Origin of the sequence: Pantoea sp. ACRSB, from assembly GCF_022346905.1 — a bacterium.
In the GTDB taxonomy this organism is placed as follows: Bacteria; Pseudomonadota; Gammaproteobacteria; order Enterobacterales; family Enterobacteriaceae; genus Pantoea; species Pantoea piersonii.
This window is the reverse complement of the sequence record NZ_JAKRNL010000001.1, coordinates 259,464-279,453: the sequence shown is the minus strand read 5'-3', so window position 1 is coordinate 279,453 and position 19,990 is coordinate 259,464. Positions and strand designations below refer to the sequence as shown.

Below are 19,990 nucleotides of genomic sequence, written 5' to 3'. Positions count from 1 at the left end.
CAGTGATCATAAGCCTCAGGGACGCCGCCGTTCCCGGACGGCTGGCGTCTTTCTCCGCCGAAGTGGCCGCTGGCTCGCTGCTGCATCTGGTAGGGCCAAACGGCGCGGGCAAAAGCACACTGCTGGCGCTAATGGCGGGGATGCTGCCGGGCGAGGGAGAGATCCGGCTGCTGGGGCGTCCGCTACGCGAATGGCGCGGTCCGGCGCTGGCGCGGGTGCGCGCCTGGCTGCCGCAGCAGATCGCGCCGGGTTTTATGCCGGTTTATCACTATTTGCGTCTTCATCTGAGCGAGGCGCAGTCGGATGCGCCGCTGGTAACGCTGCTGGAGAAACTGCAGCTGCAGGACAAGCTGGCGCGTCCGCTGGCGCAGCTGTCAGGCGGCGAGTGGCAGCGCGTCAGGCTGGCGGCGGCGTTCGCCCAGATCGACCCTGCTCTTAATCCACAGGGGAAAGTGCTGCTGCTGGACGAACCAATGACGGGGCTGGATATTGCCCAGCAGAACGCCGTCCACAGCCTGATTGTCGGGCTGCAGCGCGCCGGCGTCTGCATTATCGCCAGCAGCCACGATCTCAACCATACGCTGCGCCATGCCGATAGCGTCTGGCTGATGGCGCAGGGCAGCGTGATAGCGCAAGGCGCGCCTGCGGCAATCCTGACGCCCGAGCGTCTCAGCGATCTCTATGCTATCCCGTTTCGCCTGCTGGAGCTGGACGGCCAGCCGCTGCTGACTGCACAGCCCTGACGGCCACTTCTTGCCAGGCTGCGCGCCTGACGCTAGAGTGTGGCCGTTGCGATTAACAGAGGATGTGCGCGAATGCGGGCAGGCGTGATTTTACTGGTTTTGATCCTGGCAGGATGCAGCGGCCATCGCGCGCCGCCGGTCAACGGCCGCCTGTCGGATTCCATTATGGTAGTGGCGCAGCTTAACGAACAGCTGGGCCAGTGGCGCGGCACGCCCTATCGTTACGGCGGTATGAGTCGCGGCGGCGTCGACTGCTCCGGCTTTGTTTATCTCACCATGCGCGATCGGTTCGATCTGCAGCTGCCGCGCAGCACGCGGGCGCAAAGCGATATCGGCACGCGTATCAGCAAGGATGAGCTGCAGCCGGGCGATCTGGTATTTTTCAAAACCGGCCGCGGCGAAAACGGCCTGCACGTTGGCATTTACGACAGCGACAACGCCTTCATTCACGCTTCCACCAGCCAGGGGGTGATACGCTCCTCGCTGGACAACGCTTACTGGCGCAAAGCCTTCTGGCAGGCGCGGCGCATTTAAGGCAAATTAACGGACGCCTGGATCGCGGTTCGTCCTAATAGTGATGTAAATAGCGGCAAAAAAAACCGGCATAATTTAGCTCTTATTTAAAATGGCACTTTACGCTGCCGAAAAATAATTATATCAATAAGACAGAGATTTAATTATCTGGTAAAGGGTATTTACGCTACCGTTATTTGGCTTAGGGATCTGGCGCAGCGGGCAAAGCGAAATTTAACGGCAAATATGTCCATCTCTTCCTGGCTTTGGTACTATTGCCTGCCTGATTTCGATGATATACGATGCGCCAGTCGCCACTTTATCTGGCTGTAAAAATGAAAGTTCATTTATCTGCCGACTATCAGTCGGAAATTTGGTTTTATCCTGCCTGTACAATTAGCGGGCAGCTGGTGGCCGTCGAGCTGGTTAGCCAGTTCGTGCATGATACTGCGCCTGTAACCTTGCCGCAGGACTTGTTGTTGCCGCAGCTTAATGAGACGCAGCGGCTGCGTCTGCTGCAGCGCCAGATTGGTTTACTGGAGCAACATTACGAATTCTTCAATAAAAATCATGTGCTGGCATTAATGCGAATTGATGAAAATCTGGCGCAAACGCTGCTGGCGAGTGAATTGCTGATACGTAAAATTAAGCAGCTCCCTTTTTTATTACTGGACCTTAGTGAAACGTTTCCGCAGCTTTTAAACGGAATTAACGATCCTCTTATTTCTGCGCTAAAACAACAGTTCCGTTTATCATTATCTCATTTTGGTGCCGGTAAATCTTCGACCCGCGCTGTCTACGATAATCTGTTCGACTGCATCAAACTCGATAAACAATTTATTCAGGCGCTGGCGAAACGTGCCTCTTTTCAGCCTTTTATTCAGAGCATCATCGATAACTTTTGCAGCCATACGCAGTTGATGATTATTTGCGGCATTGACGACAAAACGCTGCTCGATAAAACGGCAACGCTGCAGAATGCTGTGCTGCAGGGCGCACTTTTTCCGCCGGTTAAAGCCGAGGCGCTAAAACGCCTGATTGCGAGCGAATGCTGCGCTCCCGATTAAGCCCGCCTGTTGTATTTGATTTCCCACAACTATACTTGCGGTGTCTCGCGCGACTGCGGCGGGACGGCCCGATATCCGGTTTTTCACAGCGACGGCGGCCCTGGTTTCGCCGGGCTACCGCTCGGGAGAGTATATGTTGTTTGATAACAGCTGGCAGCGCGAGCTGCCGGGATTCTATACCGCTCAGATGCCGACCCCGCTCAAGGGCGGCCGTCTGTTTTATCACAATGCGCCGCTGGCGCAGACGCTGGGCGTTGATCCGGCGCTTTTTGCTGGCGAAGGCCATGGCGTATGGCATGGCGCCGCGCTGCTGCCCGGCATGCAGCCACTGGCGCAGGTCTATAGCGGGCATCAGTTTGGCGTCTGGGCCGGCCAGCTGGGCGACGGCCGCGGCATCTTGCTGGGCGAACAGCGTCTCAGCGCGGACAGCAAAGTTGACTGGCATCTGAAAGGCGCCGGACTCACTCCTTACTCGCGCATGGGCGATGGACGCGCCGTGATCCGCTCCACGGTGCGCGAGTTTCTCGCCTCCGAGGCGCTGCATCACCTGGGCATTCCTACCACGCGCGCCCTCGCTATCGCCATCGGCGACGAGCCGGTCTATCGTGAAACGCCAGAGCGCGGCGCGACGCTGATGCGCATCGCTGAAAGCCATCTGCGCTTCGGCCATTTCGAGCATTTCTTCTACAGCCAGCAGCAGGAAAAAGTAGAGCAGCTGGCGGACTATGCGCTGCGTCACCACTGGCCGCATCTGGTTAACGAGGCGGATAAATATCTTTTATGGTTTACCGACGTCGTTGAGCGCACCGCGCGGCTGATCGCCCAGTGGCAAAGCGTGGGATTCGCGCATGGCGTAATGAACACCGACAATATGTCACTGCTGGGACTCACCATCGACTACGGCCCTTACGGCTTCCTTGACGACTATCAGCCCGGCTTTATCTGCAACCACAGCGATTATCAGGGGCGCTACAGCTTTGAAAATCAGCCTATGATCGGCCTGTGGAACCTGAACCGTCTGGCGCATGCGCTTTCTGGCCTGCTTAACGTCGATCAGCTTAAACAGGCGCTGAGTCGTTACGAGCCGGAGCTGATGCGGGTATGGGGCGAACGTATGCGGGCGAAGCTGGGCTTTACGCAGGCCGACAGCGGCGATAATGAGCTGCTGGTGGAGCTGTTGTCGCTGATGGCGCAGGAGCGCAGCGACTATACCCTGACGTTCCGTCTGCTCAGCGACACGCAGCCGCAGGAAGCGCGCTCGCCGCTGCGCGACGAATTTATGGATCGCGACGCCTTTGACCGCTGGTATCAGCGCTACCGCACGCGTCTGCTGCAGGAAGAGGTTGCCGATGAGACGCGACAGCAGCTCATGAAGGCCGCCAACCCGGCGCTGGTGCTGCGCAACTACCTGGCGCAGCAGGCGATTGACGAGGCGGAAAAGGGCGAAAGCGGGGCGCTGGCGCGGCTGCATCAGGCGCTGCAGCAACCCTTTAGCGACGAAACGGCCGCTGAGTATCGTCAGCGGCCGCCGGACTGGGGTAAAACGCTGGAGGTGAGTTGCTCCAGCTAGGCGGCTCAGAAGCGGCTGTTCACCGCCTCGGCCAGCAGCGACAGCACTTCTTCGCTGTCCTGCCAGCCGAGGCAGGGATCGGTAATTGACTGGCCGTAAACCAGCGGCTCGCCCGCGACCACTTTCTGATTTCCCTCTTCGATAAAGCTTTCGATCATTACCCCTGCGACCGCGCGTGACCCGGCGCGGATCTGCTGCGCCACCTCGGCCGCCACCTCTTTCTGACGACGATGCTGCTTCAGGCAGTTTCCGTGGCTGAAATCGATCACCAGCTGCACCGGCAGGCTAAACTCGCGCAGGCTGGCGGCAGCGGCGGCGACATCGTCGGCGTGATAGTTCGGCGTTTTGCCGCCGCGCAGGATAACGTGACCGTGTGGGTTACCGCTGGTCTGGTAAATCGTCATCTGGCCATCTTTGTCGGGGGAGAGAAACATATGGCTGGCGCGCGAGGCGCGAATGGCATCCACCGCAATGCGCACGTTGCCGTCGGTGCCGTTTTTAAAGCCTACCGGACAGGAGAGCGCCGAGGCCATTTCGCGGTGAATCTGGCTCTCTGTTGTGCGCGCGCCAATAGCGCCCCAGCTGATCAGATCGGCGATAAACTGGCCGGTGACCATATCCAGAAATTCCGTCGCGGTGGGCAGGCCGAGGCGGTTAATATCGAGCAGAATCTGGCGCGCCAGGCCAATGCCGCGGTTAACGTTAAAGCTGCCGTCCAGATCGGGATCGGAGATCAATCCTTTCCAGCCCACCACGGTGCGCGGCTTTTCAAAATAGGTGCGCATCACGATTTCCAGGCGATCGGCGTAGCGCTCGCGCAGCGCATTCAGCCGCTGCGCATAGTCGAGCGCGGCACGCGGATCGTGCAGAGAGCAGGGGCCGATAATCACCAGCAGGCGCGGATCTTCGCCGGTCAGAATCCGGGCGATGCGCTGGCGCGCGCGGGTGACATTATCCGCCACGTCGGCGGAGAGAGGATGGGCAGCGGCTAACGCGGCAGGCGTGATCAGGCTGCCGATGCGTGCCGTACGCAGTTCATCAGTTTTATTCATGAGCATCTCGAAAACTTTTTCTTCGCAACGGTGACATACCGGGAAGTGATGATGATCACAATAAATTATTAGTCTGCGAATGCAACCCTCTAAACTAAAATGATTTTTGCCCAACGGCAGCGGCGGTTTACAAGCCGTTGCCGAGGGCAGTTCAGTACATGCGGCGCGTCAGGCCCATAATGTCGAGAATTTTGGTAGCGATCTCCTCCACCGAATAGTTGGTGCTGTTGAGATAGCGGATCTGGTGAGTGCGGAACAGCGCTTCGACTTCGCCCACTTCGAGCCGGCACTGGCGCATCGAGGCGTAGCGGGTATTTTCCGCTCGCTCCTGACGAATGGCGGAAAGCCGTTCCGGATCGATGGTTAAGCCGAACAGTTTATGCTGAAACGGACGCAGGGCGGCGGGCAGCCGGAGATTATCCATATCGTCGGCGATAAATGGGTAGTTGGCGGCGCGGATGCCGAACTGCATCGCCAGATAGAGGCTGGTAGGGGTTTTACCGCAGCGCGATACGCCTAACAGGATAACCTGCGCATCCTCCAGGCCGCGCAGCGAAATGCCGTCGTCGTGCGCCAGGGTGTAGTCAATAGCGGCGATGCGCGCGTCATATTTACCCAGATTGCTGGCATCGAGGCCGTGGGTGCGGTGCGCCACCGGCGCGGGCGCCAGACCCAGCTCTTCCTGCAGCGGTGCCACCAGCGCCTGCACGATATCCTGACAGAAACCCTCGCTCTGCATAATGATGTCGCGCACCTCCGGCGTCACGATAGAGAAAAACACCAGCGGGCGAACGCCGCTTTTCTGATAGAGCGCGTTAATCTGCGCCTTCACTGCCTGCGCGCGCTGAACATTCTCGACAAAAGGCAGCGTCAGGCTGTTAAAACCTACCGGAAACTGCGAGAGCACAGCATGTCCCAGCACTTCGGCGGTAATTGCGGTGCCGTCTGAAATATAAAAAACGCTTCTTTCGCTGCTCATGGCTTTTTTACCTTATGCGTACAGAGATATTGCTTAGGTTAGCAGCTTTAAATAGCGGTTAAAGCAAAATAAAAAATCCATATTTTAAATTTATGAACTATTTATTTTTTTTTGCCCGTTTTAATCATGCAGGTTGCCGTTGAAATAATGAAATGACGTTTTGAAATCTTTTTCTGGCAGGTGGGCAAGGGGATAAGAGCAAATAAAGCCTCCGATCGTTGCGCAACAAAATCAGCGCTAAATCAATGAATAGCCTCAAAAATCAAAGCCATCATAGCCTTAGCGGAAAATAACGCATTTGCGCAACCTGAGCAAATTAATGGAATAATTCTTAATTTGCGAAATCTTGCGCGCTTTAACGATTCAACACTTAGTCATTAATTGCGCGTTGTGCCAGGCTAATTTTGCGAATAGCTAAATTTTCCATGTGCCCATTCATTCTTAAAAGGATAATCTCGATGTCCATTACAGGCGAACAGCCGTTAGTGCTCTGGTATAACCAGCTTGGCATGCATGATGTCGATCGCGTGGGAGGGAAGAATGCCTCCCTGGGTGAAATGATTACGAACCTGTCGTCGCTGGGCGTTTCAGTGCCTAACGGATATGCGACCACATCTTATGCCTTTAATCAGTTCCTCGATCAGAGCGGCCTCAACCAGCGCATTTACGATTTACTGGACAAGACCAACATTGACGACGTTGATGAGCTGGCGAAAGCCGGTAAACAGATCCGTCAGTGGGTCGTCGATACCCCGTTCCAGCCAGAGCTGGAAACGGCTATTCGCGAGGCCTACGAGCAGCTCTCCGCCGACGATGCCGAAGCGTCCTTCGCCGTACGCTCCTCCGCTACGGCGGAAGATATGCCGGACGCCTCTTTCGCCGGCCAGCAGGAGACCTTCCTTAACGTACAGGGCTTTGACGCGGTTATGATCGCGGTGAAGCATGTTTACGCCTCGCTGTTTAACGATCGCGCTATCTCCTACCGCGTGCACCAGGGTTACGACCATCGCGGCGTGGCGCTGTCGGCGGGCATTCAGCGCATGGTGCGCTCGGATCTCGCGTCGTCGGGCGTTATGTTCACCATTGATACCGAATCGGGCTTTGATCAGGTGGTATTTATCACCTCTGCCTTCGGCCTTGGCGAGATGGTGGTGCAGGGCGCGGTTAACCCGGATGAGTTCTACGTGCATAAGCCGACGCTGGCCGCCGATCGTCCCGCTATCGTGCGCCGCAATATGGGTTCGAAAAAGATTCGTATGGTTTACGCCGATTCGCAGTCTCATGGTGAACAGGTGCGTATTGAAGACGTGCCGGAAACTGAGCGCGACCGCTTCTCGCTGACCGATGAGGAAGTAGAAGCGCTGGCGCGTCAGGCCATACTGATCGAACAGCACTACAAGCGCCCAATGGATATCGAATGGGCCAAAGATGGCCACACTGGCAAACTCTTTATTGTCCAGGCGCGCCCGGAAACGGTGCGCTCCAATGGGCAGGTAATGGAGCGTTATAACCTGCAGGGCAAAGGCAGCGTGGTGGTGGAAGGACGCGCTATCGGCCATCGCATCGGCGCCGGCGAAGTGAAGGTTATCCACGACATTAGCGAGATGAACCGCATTGAAAAAGGCGACGTGCTGGTAACGGATATGACCGACCCGGACTGGGAACCGATCATGAAGAAAGCCTCAGCGATCGTTACTAACCGCGGCGGACGCACCTGTCACGCGGCGATTATCGCGCGCGAGTTAGGTATCCCGGCGGTGGTGGGCTGCGGCGACGCCACTGACCGCCTGAAAGATGGCAATAAAGTAACCGTCTCCTGCGCCGAAGGCGATACCGGCTATGTCTATAACGATCTGCTCGATTTTGAGGTCACCAGCTCGCAGGTAGACGAAATGCCCGCGCTGCCGCTGAAGATCATGATGAACGTCGGCAACCCCGATCGCGCCTTTGACTTCGCCTGCTTGCCGAACGAAGGCGTCGGCCTGGCGCGTCTGGAGTTCATCATCAACCGTATGATTGGCGTGCATCCGAAAGCGCTGCTGGAATTTGATCAGCAGACGCCAGAGCTGCAGCAGCAAATTCGCACCATGATGAAAGGCTTCGATGATCCGGTAGAATTCTATATTGCGCGCCTGACCGAAGGGATCGCGACGCTGGGCGCCGCTTTTGCGCCGAAGCGGGTAATTGTGCGCCTTTCGGACTTTAAATCGAACGAGTATGCCAACCTGGTCGGCGGCGAGCGATACGAGCCGGAAGAGGAGAACCCGATGCTGGGCTTCCGCGGCGCGGGGCGCTATGTATCTGATAGCTTCCGCGACTGCTTTGCGCTGGAGTGCGAAGCGGTTAAGCGCGTGCGTAACGAAATGGGGCTGACCAACGTCGAAATTATGGTTCCCTTTGTGCGCACCGTCGCGCAGGCGCAGGCCGTGGTCGAAGAGCTGGAACGCCAGGGCCTGAAGCGCGGCGAGAACGGCCTGAAGATCATTATGATGTGCGAAATTCCCTCCAACGCCTTACTGGCCGAGCAGTTCCTTGAGCATTTCGACGGCTTCTCTATCGGCTCGAACGATATGACGCAGCTGGCGCTGGGGCTGGATCGCGATTCAGGCGTGGTGTCGGCGCTGTTCGACGAGCGCAATGAGGCCGTCAAAGCGCTGTTGTCGATGGCGATTCAGGCAGCGAAGAAGCAGGGCAAATATGTCGGCATCTGCGGTCAGGGGCCGTCTGACCATCAGGACTTCGCGGCCTGGCTGATGGAAGAGGGTATTGATAGCCTGTCGCTTAACCCTGACACCGTGGTTGAGACCTGGCTGTCGCTCGCTGAGTTAAGCAAAAGCGCATGATTGTTTAAGCTAAAATGCAGACAAAAGGCCAGCTTTGCTGGCCTTTTTACTTTATCTGGGACAAAAAAAAGCCCATCACAGGGGATGGGCAAAGACTACACACAGCAATTCTTCACTTTACTCAGGGGAAAAGGTTGTTTAAAAATCAGTAGCTTGATTTCAAACATAGGAATCATGTTATTCATCGCGCCGTTCTGAGTCTTTAAGAATCCTCTTATTAGTTTAAAGCCAGTAAACTTTTGTCACGTATTTTGCCGCAAATTCCGGGTAAACCAGTGCGAAAAATAAAGTATTCGCCGCTGATATGCGGCCTCATGGCTAAAAACTGCGTTTTTTCTTAAAAAGCGCTAATGGAAAAAAATATTAACGTGACGCAAATGAATCAGGGCGGTTAACCGCCCTGAGCCTGGATTCAGGAAGGCAGATGTTCTTCGTCGTGATCGGCGAGGATATCGACCACGCTGGCGGGATCGTCCGCCGGCGGCGGCGCCTCGTGCATCCAGACGGAAACCAGCCGGTAAGAGACCGCCAGCACCACCGGGCCGATAAACAGGCCGATCAGGCCAAAGGCCACCAGCCCGCCGATAACGCCGGAGAGGATCAGGATCATCGGCAGGTCGGCGCCCATGCGGATCAGCATCGGACGCAGCACGTTATCGAGCGTGCCGACCACGCAGCTCCAGATCAACAGCACCGTTCCCCACGTAGTGTCGCCGCTCCAGTAGAGCCAGACGATGGCCGGAACCAGCACGATGAGCGGCCCAATCTGCACCAGGCAACAGAGGATCATCAGGACGGTGAGCAGCGTGGCATAGGGGATGCCGGAAAGCGCCAGCCCAATGCCGCCGAGCACGCCCTGCACCAGCGCAGTGACCACCACGCCGAGCGCCACGGCGCGGATCGCCTGGCCGGCCAGCAACACGGTCGCATCGCCGCGGCGGCCCGCCATACGAAAGGCGAAGTGACGGATGCCATGCGCCGCCTGTTCGCCGCGCCAGAACAGCAGGGCGCTGAACAGAAGCATCACGCCGAGGTGGATCATCAGCCGACCAAAGTGGCCCGCCTGCGCGACGAAAAAGCCGGTGGTGCGGCCAACGTAGGGCTGCAGTTTCGCCATAATGGCGGAGCCGCCGCCCGCAATCAGCTTGTGGTAGCTGGAAAAAAGTTTGTCGCCAATGGCCGGAATATCATTCAGCCAGAGCAGCGACGGCATCTCCATATGACCCTGAGTCGCCCAGGCGATCACCGGGGCGCTGTTGTCGATCAGGCTGTTGACCAGCAGCGCGATAGGAATAATAAACAGCAGCAGTAAAAGCAGCGTCATCACGATGACCGCCAGCGAACGCCGGTTCCACAGCAGGCGCTGCAGGCGCAGCATCAGCGGCCAGGTAGCGATCACCACCATGCTCGCCCAGGCGAAGCCCAGGATAAAAGGCTGAACTATCCAGATACAGGCGACGATCATCAACAGGATAAACATCAGCGTAAAGAGCATCTGCGGCATATCCGTGGTGCGGTGCAGGTTTTTCATAAGGAACAACGACCTCAAATAATCCTTCATGGGGGGCAATCAGGCCCGGCTTAATGATGAGCTATTTTCAGGGCTTTAAACAGGGGCGGAAGAGAGGCTTTTTCCCTTTCCTGAAAAAACAGCGAGCGCGAAAAAAATGTGTTAAAACGGAACGTTCAGACAAAACAGACAACGCAAACGTTTACAACATCTGGTCTCCCAACAATGATCCCACAGATTTCTCAGGCGCCCGGCCTCGTTCAACGGGTGCTGACATTCCTCGACGCGCTAAAGGCGCAGGGTTTCACCGGCGATACCGCCACCAGCTATGCTGACCGCCTGTTAATGTCCACGGATAACAGCATCTACCAGCTACTGCCGGATGCGGTGCTCTTTCCGCGCTCTACCGCCGACGTCGCGCTGATTGCGCGCGTGGCGGGCGAGGCGCGCTTCCGCGAGCTGATTTTCACGCCGCGCGGCGGCGGAACCGGCACCAACGGGCAGTCGCTGAATCAGGGCATTGTGGTGGATATGTCACGCCATATGAACCGCATCCTGGAGATCAACCCGGAGCAGGGCTGGGTACGCGTCGAAGCGGGCGTGGTAAAGGATCAGCTTAACGCCTGGCTTAAGCCTTACGGTTTCTTCTTCTCGCCGGAGCTTTCTACCAGCAACCGCGCGACCCTGGGCGGTATGATCAATACCGATGCCTCGGGTCAGGGATCGCTGGTGTACGGTAAAACGTCCGACCATGTGCTGGGGCTGCGCGCGGTTCTGCTCGGCGGCGATATTCTCGATACCCGGCCGATGGCCACCGCGCTGGCGGAGACGCTGGCGCAGACGGCGACGCCGGAAGGGCGTATCTATCAGCAGGTGCTGACGCGATGCCGCGAGCAGCGCGACTTAATTCTGGAGAAGTTTCCTAAGCTGAACCGCTTCCTGACCGGCTACGATCTGCGTCATGTCTTTAGCGACGATATGCAGACCTTTGACCTGACGCGCATCCTGTGCGGCGCTGAGGGCACGCTGGCCTTTATCACCGAGGCGCGGCTCGACATTACGCCGATCCCGAAAGTGCGCCGTCTGGTAAACATCAAATATGACTCCTTCGACTCCGCGCTGCGCAACGCGCCTTTTATGGTGGAGGCTAAGGCGCTGTCGGTGGAAACGGTGGACTCTAAAGTCCTGAATCTGGCGCGTGAGGATATCGTCTGGCATTCGGTGCGCGAGCTGATTACCGACGTGCCGGATAAAGAGATGCTCGGCCTGAACATTGTGGAGTTCGCAGGCGACGATGGCGCGCTGATCGAGCAGCAGGTAAGCGCGCTCTGTGCGCGGCTGGATTTGCTGATGGCGCAGCGACAGGGCGGCGTGATCGGCTATCAGCTCTGTGACGATCTCGACGGCATCGAGCGCATCTATAACATGCGTAAAAAAGCGGTGGGGCTGCTGGGCAACGCCAAAGGCCGCGCCAAGCCGATCCCTTTCGTAGAGGACACCGCGGTGCCGCCGGAGAACCTCGCCGATTATATCGTCGAGTTTCGCGCGCTGCTCGACAGCCACGGCCTGAGCTACGGCATGTTCGGCCATGTTGACGCGGGCGTGCTGCATGTGCGCCCCGCGCTGGACATGTGCGATCCGCAGCAGGAAATGCTGATGAAAACCCTCTCAGATGAGGTGGTGGCGCTCACCGCGCGCTATGGCGGATTACTCTGGGGCGAACACGGCAAGGGATTCCGCGCGCAGTACAGCCCGGCGTTCTTCGGCGAAACGCTGTTCAACGAACTGCGGCGTATCAAGTCGGCGTTCGATCCCGACAACCGCATGAACCCTGGCAAAATCTGTACCCCCATCGACAGCAACGAGCCGATGATGCAGGTCGACGCGGTCAAGCGCGGCAGCTATGACCGCCAGATCCCCCTGACGGTACGCAGCGACTGGCGCGGCGCGATGGAGTGCAACGGCAACGGTCTCTGCTTCAACTTCGATGCGCGCAGCCCGATGTGTCCCTCGATGAAAATTACCCGCAACCGCATCCATTCACCGAAAGGGCGCGCCACTCTGACGCGCGAGTGGCTGCGTCTGCTGGCGGAGCAGGGGGTCGATCCGCAGCAGCTGGAGAAGCAGATACCGGAGAACAGCCTGTCGCTGCGCGCCCTGATTGGCCGCGTGCGCAACAGCTGGCACGCCAGCAAGGGCGAGTATGATTTCTCCCATGAAGTGCATGAGGCGATGTCCGGCTGCCTCGCCTGTAAAGCCTGCTCGACCCAGTGCCCGATCAAAATCGACGTACCCGATTTTCGCGCGCGCTTTTTACAGCTCTACCATACGCGCTACCTGCGGCCGGTAAGCGACCATCTGGTCGCGGCGGTGGAGAGCTATGCGCCGCTGATGGCGAAAGCGCCGAAGGCGTTTAACTTCTTCCTTAAACAGCCCTGGATGCGCGAGCTGAGCAAAAACCATATCGGCATGGTCGATCTGCCGCTGCTGTCATCGCCTTCGCTCAAGCAGGAGCTGAGCGGTCATCCGGCAATGAATATGACGCTGGAGAAGCTGGAAGCGCTGAGCGCCGACCAGCGCGCCGACTATGTGCTGGTGGTGCAGGACCCCTTCACCAGCTTCTATGAGGCGCAGCTGATCGCTGATTTTATTCGCCTGATTGAGAAGCTGGGCCTGCGGCCGGTGCTGCTGCCCTTTATGCCCAACGGCAAGGCGCAGCATGTTAAAGGCTTTCTGCAGCGCTTTGCCCGCACCGCCGGAAAAACCGCTGACTTTCTTAATCGCGTGGCGAAGCTCGGTATGCCGATGGTCGGGGTCGATCCGGCGACGGTGCTCTGCTATCGCGATGAATACCGACAGACGCTCGGTGAGAAGCGCGGCGACTTTCATGTACAGCTGGTACATGAGTGGCTGCGCGACGTGGTCAGCCCGCGCGCCGTCCAGCCGGGCAGCGGCGAAAGCTGGTATCTGTTTGCGCACTGTACCGAAGTGACGGCGCTGCCAGACACGCCGAATCAGTGGCAGGCGATCTTTGCACGCTTCGGCGCGAGGCTGGAGAATATTAACGTCGGCTGCTGCGGCATGGCGGGCACCTACGGGCACGAAAGCAAAAACCTCGACAACTCGCTGGGGATTTACGGGCTGTCGTGGCATCCGCAGCTGCAGAAACTGCCGCGCCAGCGCTGCCTGGCGACCGGGTTTTCCTGCCGCAGCCAGGTCAAAAGGCTGGAAGGCAACGGCATGCGTCATCCGCTACAGGCGCTGCTGGAGTTGATGTAACAAAATTGTGCGCGACGTCACGGCGCGGCTGGATTAGAATATCCAGCCCGCGTGACGCACGAAGTCGCTCTGCAGCGCGGTGGCTTTGTCCCACTCTCCGACCAGCGCCAGCTGATGGCACAGGCGGGTGAGGGAGAGGCGCGCCAGCTGATAGGCCTGGATGCGGAACAGCCTGTCGCGCTCGCTGTTGCCCATCTCCTGCACCAGCCGATGATGCAGTTTGCCCATGGCGTGCAGATAACTTTGATCGTCTCCGTTGATCTGGCAGATTTCGGCCATATCCAGACAGGTATCGTTAAACTGACGAAGCTGATGAATGGTGCAGTCAGCCCGGTTCAGCTTTGCCTGAGCCAGATAAAAGTCAACGGTGATATCGCGAACGGAAAATTTATAATCGTCGATTTTGCGCTGTAACCAGGCGGAGACGGAAAGCGTCATGGCGCCACCTCAAGTGGTTAATGATAATAATTATCATATTCAACTGGATGAGGATTGCAATTACGTAAGGCGAAAAATTTTACGATTTACTTAGCCTGTTAATAAAATCGGCAAGAACAATCCCCGGACAGGCGATAAAGGCGTAACCTATTAATAAGAAGTTATTAATAACTAGCCGAAAAAAATTTTACGTAATTTTAACAAGTTAGGGCGACCTCTGACGCCCGCACTGCCTCGCCGCAAAGGTCTGCGAAGCAGCTATGCTTAATAAAGCACCGATTAAAAACAGCACAAGATGATTATCCCTGCAAAACAAGAGGTTGAAGTGATCGCCCAGATCCTTACCATAGGGGGATAGCCTGAAAAGGTCCGGACTTACGAGGTATCAACATGGCATCTGTAAATGCAGCAACGTTCTCTCCTGATGATTTTGTCTGGAAAGGGGTCACGCTGACTGATTCCGCGGCAAAGCAAATTCTTAACCTGGTGGCGCAAGACCCTGAAGTCAAGGGACTGCACCTGGGTGTGAAACAATCCGGCTGCGCCGGTTTCGGTTACGTCATGGATCTGGTGAAAGAGCCTGCCGATGACGATCTGCAGTTTACCCATAACGGCGCAACGCTTTACGTGCCGCTTCAGGCGATGCCGTTTATCGACGGCACCGAAGTGGATTATGTCCGCGAAGGCCTGAACCAGATTTTTAAATTCAATAACCCTAAAGCTCAGCACGCCTGCGGGTGCGGTGAAAGCTTTGGCGTCGAGTAAGTGAAATATGTCACGACACAGCGAAACATCTGACGATGTACAAATGTGGGAAGGCAAGCTCAATTACAAAGAGGGCTTCTTTACCCAGTTGCAAACCGACGAAATGGCGCACGGCATCAACGAGGATGTGGTGCGCGCGATCTCGGCTAAACGTAACGAGCCAGAGTGGATGCTGGAGTTTCGTCTTAAAGCCTTTCGCGCCTGGCTCGAAATGGAAGAGCCACACTGGCTGAAAGCGCATTACGACAAGCTGGATTATCAGGATTACAGCTACTATTCGGCGCCTTCATGCGGCAACTGCGACGACAGCTGCGCTTCAGAGCCGGGCGCGCTGCAGTCATCGGGCATCGAAGAGACCAACAACTACCTGACGCAGGAAGTTGAGAAAGCCTTTGATCAGCTCGGCGTGCCGGTGCGTGAAGGGCGTGAAGTGGCGGTTGATGCGATTTTCGACTCCGTTTCCGTTGCTACCACCTATCGCGGCAAGCTGGCGGAGCAGGGCATTATTTTCTGCTCGTTCGGCGAAGCGATTCAGGAACACCCTGAACTGGTGCAGAAATACCTGGGCACCGTGGTTCCGGCTAACGACAACTTCTTTGCGGCGCTGAACTCTGCGGTCGCTTCTGACGGCACCTTTGTCTATATCCCGAAAGGGGTGCGCTGCCCGATGGAGCTGTCGACCTACTTCCGTATCAATGCGGCGAAAACCGGTCAGTTCGAGCGCACCATTCTGATTGCGGACGAAGACAGCTACGTCAGCTATATCGAAGGTTGCTCCGCGCCGGTACGCGACAGCTATCAGCTGCACGCAGCGGTGGTGGAAGTCATCATCCATAAAAACGCGGAAGTGAAGTACTCCACCGTCCAGAACTGGTTCCCGGGCGGCGAAGGCGAAGGCGGTATCCTGAACTTCGTTACCAAGCGCGCGCTGTGCGAAGGCGAGAACAGCAAAATGTCCTGGACGCAGTCTGAGACCGGTTCCGCCATCACCTGGAAATACCCGAGCTGCATCCTGCGCGGCGATAACTCGATTGGCGAGTTCTACTCGGTCGCACTGACCAGCGGTCGCCAGCAGGCCGATACCGGCACCAAGATGATCCACATTGGTAAAAACACCAAATCGACCATCATCTCCAAGGGTATCTCCGCTGGCAAGAGCCAGAACACCTATCGTGGCCTGGTGAAAATCATGCCGACCGCGACCAACGCGCGTAACTTTACCCAGTGCGACTCGATGCTGATCGGCCCTGACTGCGGCGCGCATACCTTCCCGTATGTGGAAACCCGCAATAACACCGCTCAGCTGGAGCATGAGGCGACCACCTCGCGCATCGGCGAAGATCAGCTGTTCTACTGCCTCCAGCGCGGTATCAGCGAAGAAGATGCGATCTCAATGATCGTTAACGGCTTCTGTAAAGACGTTTTCTCTGAGCTGCCACTGGAATTCGCCGTGGAAGCACAAAAACTGTTAGCCATCAGCCTTGAGCACAGTGTGGGCTGATGCCGTCACACGCGTTGCCGGAAGCAATGTGAAGGAATAAGTATGTTAAGCATTAAAGATTTACAGGTTAGCGTTGAAGATAAAGAGATTCTGCGCGGTCTTAACCTCGAAGTGAAACCGGGCGAAGTACACGCCATTATGGGCCCGAACGGCTCAGGCAAAAGTACGCTCTCTGCAACGCTGGCTGGCCGTGAAGATTACGAAATCACCGGCGGTTCCGTGAGCTTCAAAGGCAAAGATCTGCTGGAGCTTGACCCGGAAGATCGCGCGGGCGAAGGCATCTTTATGGCGTTTCAGTATCCGGTAGAGATCCCAGGCGTCAGCAACCAGTTCTTCCTGCAGACTGCGGTCAACGCGGTGCGTAAGTATCGCGGCCAGGATGAGCTGGATCGTTTCGACTTCCAGGACTTTATCGAAGATAAAATTCATCTGCTGAAGATGCCGGAAGACCTGCTGACCCGTTCGGTCAACGTCGGCTTCTCCGGCGGCGAAAAGAAACGCAACGACATCCTGCAGATGGCGGCGCTGGAGCCGGAGCTGTGCATTCTTGATGAAACTGACTCTGGTCTTGATATCGATGCGCTGAAAATCGTAGCGGAAGGCGTTAACAGCCTGCGCGACGATAAGCGCGCCTTTATCATCGTTACCCACTACCAGCGCATTCTGGATTACATCAAGCCAGACTTCGTGCACGTGCTGTACAAAGGCAAGATCGTCAAATCTGGCGACTTTACTCTGGTGAAACAGCTGGAGGAGCAAGGCTATGGCTGGCTTACCGACGAAGAGTGATAACGCCCTGCAGCAGTGGCACCACCTGTTTGAATCGCGCGGCGAGTCACGCTCGCTGCAGGCTCAGCAGCACTGGCAGCAGCTGATGCGCGTCGGTCTGCCGACGCGTAAGCATGAAAACTGGAAATACACCGCGCTGGACGGGCTATTCGCCCACCAGTTCGTACTGCCGCAGGCGCAGAGCCTGAGTCAGGCGCAGGTCGATGCGCTGGCGCTGCCGCTGGACGCCATCCGTCTGGTGTTTGTCGACGGCCTGTTCCAGCCCTCGCTGAGCGCGGCCGATACGGAGTTGTTCGCGATCCAGCACAGCCGCGCTGCCGAGCGTCGCCCGCTGCCTGCGCCGGTTCAGCCGGAAGTGTTCCTGCACCTGACCGAAAGCCTGGCGGAAGAGGTAACCTCGATTCGCCTGGCGCGCGGCAAGGCGGCGGCGCGTCCGCTCTACCTGCTGCATATCACCAGCGGCCAGGCGGATGCGCTTAATACCGTGCATCATCGCCACCATTTCGAGCTGGAAGAGAGCGCGCAGGCGCAGGTTATCGAGCACTACGTGACGCTGAACGGCGCGCAGCACTTTACCGGCGCGCGCTTTACCTTCGCGGTCGGCGACAATGCCCAGCTGAAACACATCAAGCTGGCGTTTGAAGAGAGCAGCAGCTACCACTTCGCCCATAACGATATCGTTATCGGACGCGATGCGCAGGTGAGCAGCACCAGCTTCCTGCTGGGCGCTGGCCTCTCTCGTCATAACACCAGCGTGCAGCTCAACGGTGAAAATACCCAGCTGTCGCTGAACAGCCTGGTGCTGCCGATGAATTCAGAAGTGGCGGACACCCGCAGCTATCTGGAGCACAACAAAGGCTACTGCCTGAGCCGTCAGCTGCATAAAACAATTTCGCGCGACAAAGGCCGCGCGGTGTTTAACGGCCACATCAAAGTGGCGCAGCACGCGCTGAAAACCGATGGACAGATGACCAACAACAACCTGTTGCTGGGTCGTCTGGCGGAAGTGGACACCAAACCGCAGCTGGAAATCTACGCTGACGACGTGAAGTGCAGCCACGGCGCGACTATCGGCCGCATTGATGATGAGCAGATGTTCTACCTGCGCTCGCGCGGTATTGCAGAGGACGCGGCGCAGCAGATGATTATTCACGCTTTCGCAGCCGAGCTGACCGAAGCGCTGGATGATGAGACGCTGCGTCAGGCGGTTCTGCAGCGTATCGCGGCGCGTTTCCCTGGAGATGCCTCATGATGAACTTCGATCTCGAACGTATCAGGGCCGACTTCCCGATCCTGAAGCGTGAGGTCAACGGTCATCCGCTGGCCTACCTTGACAGCGCGGCCAGCGCCCAGCGTCCGCTGGCGGTGATTAACGCCGAAAGTCATTTTTATCAGTACGGCTATGCGGCCGTGCATCGCGGCATTCACAGCCTGAGCGCGCAGGCCACTACCGATATGGAAAACGTCCGCCTGCAGGCGGCGCGTTTTCTTAACGCCTCTTCGCCGGAAGAGATCGTGTTCGTTAAAGGCACCACCGAGGGCATTAACCTGGTGGCGAACAGCTGGGGCGCAAGCCAGCTGAAAGCTGGCGACAACCTGATCATTACCGAGATGGAGCACCACGCCAATATCGTGCCGTGGCAGATGGTGGCGCAGCGCACCGGCGCGGAAATCCGCGTGCTGCCGCTGAACGACAGCGGAGAGCTGGCGATCGACGCGCTGCCGGGGCTGATCGACAGCCGTACGCGGCTGCTGGCGGTGACGCACGTCTCAAACGTGCTTGGCACCGTTAACCCGGTCAAGGCGCTGGTGGCGCAGGCGAAAGCCGCTGGCCTGGTTACGCTGGTGGATGGCGCACAGGCAGTTATGCATGGCAAAGTCGACGTGCAGGATATCGACTGCGACTTCTATGTCTTCTCCAGCCATAAAATTTACGGCCCTAACGGCGTCGGCATTCTCTACGGGCGCAAAGCGCTGCTCGACGAGATGCCGCCGTGGGAAGGCGGCGGCTCCATGATCGATCAGGTCATGCTGCCGACTGGCACCACATGGAATAAAGCGCCCTGGCGATTCGAGGCGGGTACGCCTAATACTGGCGGTATTATCGGCTTCGGCGCTGCGCTGCGCTATGTGGAAGAGATTGGGCTTGATGCGATTCAGCAACGCGAGCAGGCGCTGATGCGCTACGCACTCGACAAGCTCGCTTCGGTGCCGGACCTGGTGATTTATGGTCCACAGGAGCGCGCAGGCGTGATTGCCTTCAACCTGGGCAAGCATCACGCTTACGACGTCGGCAGCTTCCTTGATCAATACGGTATCGCCATTCGCACCGGCCATCATTGCGCGATGCCGCTGATGCGCCATTTCGCCGTACCGGCTATGTGCCGCGCCTCGTTCGCCTTCTACAACAGCGAAGAAGAGGCCGATCGTCTGGCGGCTGGTTTGACCCGTGTTCATCGTCTGCTGGGCGGTTGAGCAGAGTTCAGGAGTAAGTCATGGCCACGTTGCCAGATAAAGAGAAGCTGGTGCGCAACTTTAACCGTTGCGCCAACTGGGAAGAGAAGTACCTTTACATCATTGAGCTGGGGGCGAAACTTCCAGAATCATCCGAAAGCCTGCACCAGCCGGAAAACGTTATCTCCGGCTGTCAGAGCCAGGTATGGATCAAGATGACGCCTCAGAGCGACGGTACGCTCGCCTTTGAGGGCGACAGCGATGCAGCGATCGTTAAAGGCTTGATTGCAGTAGTGTTTAGCCTTTATCAAAACCTGACTGCGGCGGATATCGTCGCGCTGGACGTGCGTCACTGGTTCGAAGAGCTGGCGCTGACCCAGCATCTGACCCCCTCGCGGTCGCAAGGCCTTGAGGCGATGATTCGGGCAATTCGCCATAACGCTCAAAATCTCCTCTGAGTTAAACTAGCAGACGCCAACAGGCGTCT

General features: G+C 57.4%; 16 protein-coding genes and 1 other RNA gene. 12 read left to right on the top strand and 5 right to left on the bottom strand.

All coding sequences use genetic code 11. The features are described from left to right. Positions 1-2: 2 nt before the first annotated feature. From btuD to MHZ89_RS01340, 4 genes are all read left to right on the top strand, one after another. Complete coding sequence (gene btuD, locus MHZ89_RS01355) at positions 3-743, top strand: vitamin B12 ABC transporter ATP-binding protein BtuD (RefSeq protein ID WP_311781547.1); 741 nt, start codon at positions 3-5, stop codon at positions 741-743. A 72-nt stretch (positions 744-815) separates the two neighbouring features. Beyond that, positions 816-1,277, top strand: coding sequence for an NlpC/P60 family protein (locus tag MHZ89_RS01350; RefSeq protein ID WP_311781546.1), 462 nt, complete (start codon positions 816-818; stop codon positions 1,275-1,277). A gap of 314 nt (positions 1,278-1,591) precedes the next feature. After that, positions 1,592-2,323, top strand: a complete 732-nt coding sequence (locus tag MHZ89_RS01345) for an EAL domain-containing protein (protein WP_311781545.1) — start codon at positions 1,592-1,594, stop codon at positions 2,321-2,323. 133 nt (positions 2,324-2,456) lie between these two features. After that, positions 2,457-3,893, top strand: coding sequence for a protein adenylyltransferase SelO family protein (locus MHZ89_RS01340; RefSeq protein WP_311781544.1), 1,437 nt, complete (start codon positions 2,457-2,459; stop codon positions 3,891-3,893). Positions 3,894-3,898: 5 nt separating this feature from the next. On the opposite strand, the gene MHZ89_RS01335 is transcribed toward MHZ89_RS01340, so the two are convergent. Further along, entirely contained in the window at positions 3,899-4,945 is a 1,047-nt protein-coding gene (locus MHZ89_RS01335) for a 3-deoxy-7-phosphoheptulonate synthase (RefSeq protein ID WP_311781543.1), read from the bottom strand. A 151-nt stretch (positions 4,946-5,096) separates the two neighbouring features. Continuing rightward, positions 5,097-5,924 carry a pyruvate, water dikinase regulatory protein gene (locus MHZ89_RS01330; RefSeq protein ID WP_311781542.1) on the bottom strand — a complete coding sequence of 276 codons (828 nt, stop codon included), beginning with the start codon at positions 5,922-5,924 and terminating at the stop codon, positions 5,097-5,099. Positions 5,925-6,382: 458 nt separating this feature from the next. Between MHZ89_RS01330 and ppsA the strand changes: the two genes are divergently transcribed. Further along, positions 6,383-8,767, top strand: a complete 2,385-nt coding sequence (gene ppsA, locus MHZ89_RS01325) for a phosphoenolpyruvate synthase (RefSeq protein ID WP_311781541.1) — start codon at positions 6,383-6,385, stop codon at positions 8,765-8,767. 60 nt (positions 8,768-8,827) lie between these two features. On the opposite strand, the gene rprA is transcribed toward ppsA, so the two are convergent. Both rprA and ydiK read right to left on the bottom strand, forming a co-directional pair. Continuing rightward, positions 8,828-8,934, bottom strand: an RNA gene (gene rprA / locus MHZ89_RS01320) — antisense sRNA RprA. Between the two features lie 245 nt (positions 8,935-9,179). Next, on the bottom strand, positions 9,180-10,298 hold the full coding sequence (ydiK, locus tag MHZ89_RS01315; RefSeq protein ID WP_311781540.1) for an AI-2E family transporter YdiK: 1,119 nt from the start codon (positions 10,296-10,298) through the stop codon (positions 9,180-9,182). A gap of 204 nt (positions 10,299-10,502) precedes the next feature. Here ydiK and MHZ89_RS01310 point away from each other — a divergent pair, with 204 nt between their 5' ends. Continuing rightward, a complete protein-coding gene (locus MHZ89_RS01310; protein ID WP_311781539.1) occupies positions 10,503-13,556 on the top strand; it encodes an FAD-binding and (Fe-S)-binding domain-containing protein in 3,054 nt (1,017 codons plus the stop codon). A gap of 33 nt (positions 13,557-13,589) precedes the next feature. Here MHZ89_RS01310 and MHZ89_RS01305 read toward each other — a convergent pair whose 3' ends face one another. Then, positions 13,590-13,994 carry a hypothetical protein gene (locus tag MHZ89_RS01305; RefSeq protein WP_120452397.1) on the bottom strand — a complete coding sequence of 135 codons (405 nt, stop codon included), beginning with the start codon at positions 13,992-13,994 and terminating at the stop codon, positions 13,590-13,592. A gap of 390 nt (positions 13,995-14,384) precedes the next feature. Here MHZ89_RS01305 and sufA point away from each other — a divergent pair, with 390 nt between their 5' ends. Genes sufA through sufE form a run of 6 tightly spaced genes read left to right on the top strand, consistent with a single transcriptional unit; the run spans position 14,385 to position 19,961 of the window. Then, positions 14,385-14,759: a Fe-S cluster assembly scaffold SufA gene (sufA, locus tag MHZ89_RS01300; protein WP_120452399.1), complete on the top strand. Its 375-nt coding sequence runs from the start codon at positions 14,385-14,387 to the stop codon at positions 14,757-14,759. A gap of 7 nt (positions 14,760-14,766) precedes the next feature. After that, positions 14,767-16,260 (top strand): Fe-S cluster assembly protein SufB, encoded by a 1,494-nt coding sequence (sufB, locus tag MHZ89_RS01295; protein WP_120452401.1) that lies wholly within the window; start codon positions 14,767-14,769, stop codon positions 16,258-16,260. Positions 16,261-16,302: 42 nt separating this feature from the next. Further along, entirely contained in the window at positions 16,303-17,049 is a 747-nt protein-coding gene (gene sufC, locus MHZ89_RS01290) for a Fe-S cluster assembly ATPase SufC (RefSeq protein WP_311781538.1), read from the top strand. Then, positions 17,024-18,301, top strand: coding sequence for a Fe-S cluster assembly protein SufD (gene sufD / locus MHZ89_RS01285; RefSeq protein WP_269949100.1), 1,278 nt, complete (start codon positions 17,024-17,026; stop codon positions 18,299-18,301). The genes sufC and sufD overlap by 26 nt, the downstream gene beginning before the upstream one ends. Beyond that, positions 18,301-19,524 carry a cysteine desulfurase SufS gene (gene sufS, locus MHZ89_RS01280; protein WP_311782236.1) on the top strand — a complete coding sequence of 408 codons (1,224 nt, stop codon included), beginning with the start codon at positions 18,301-18,303 and terminating at the stop codon, positions 19,522-19,524. Before sufD ends, sufS begins: the two co-directional genes overlap by 1 nt. A gap of 20 nt (positions 19,525-19,544) precedes the next feature. Next, a complete protein-coding gene (sufE, locus tag MHZ89_RS01275; RefSeq protein WP_120452406.1) occupies positions 19,545-19,961 on the top strand; it encodes a cysteine desulfuration protein SufE in 417 nt (138 codons plus the stop codon). Positions 19,962-19,990 lie beyond the last annotated feature (29 nt).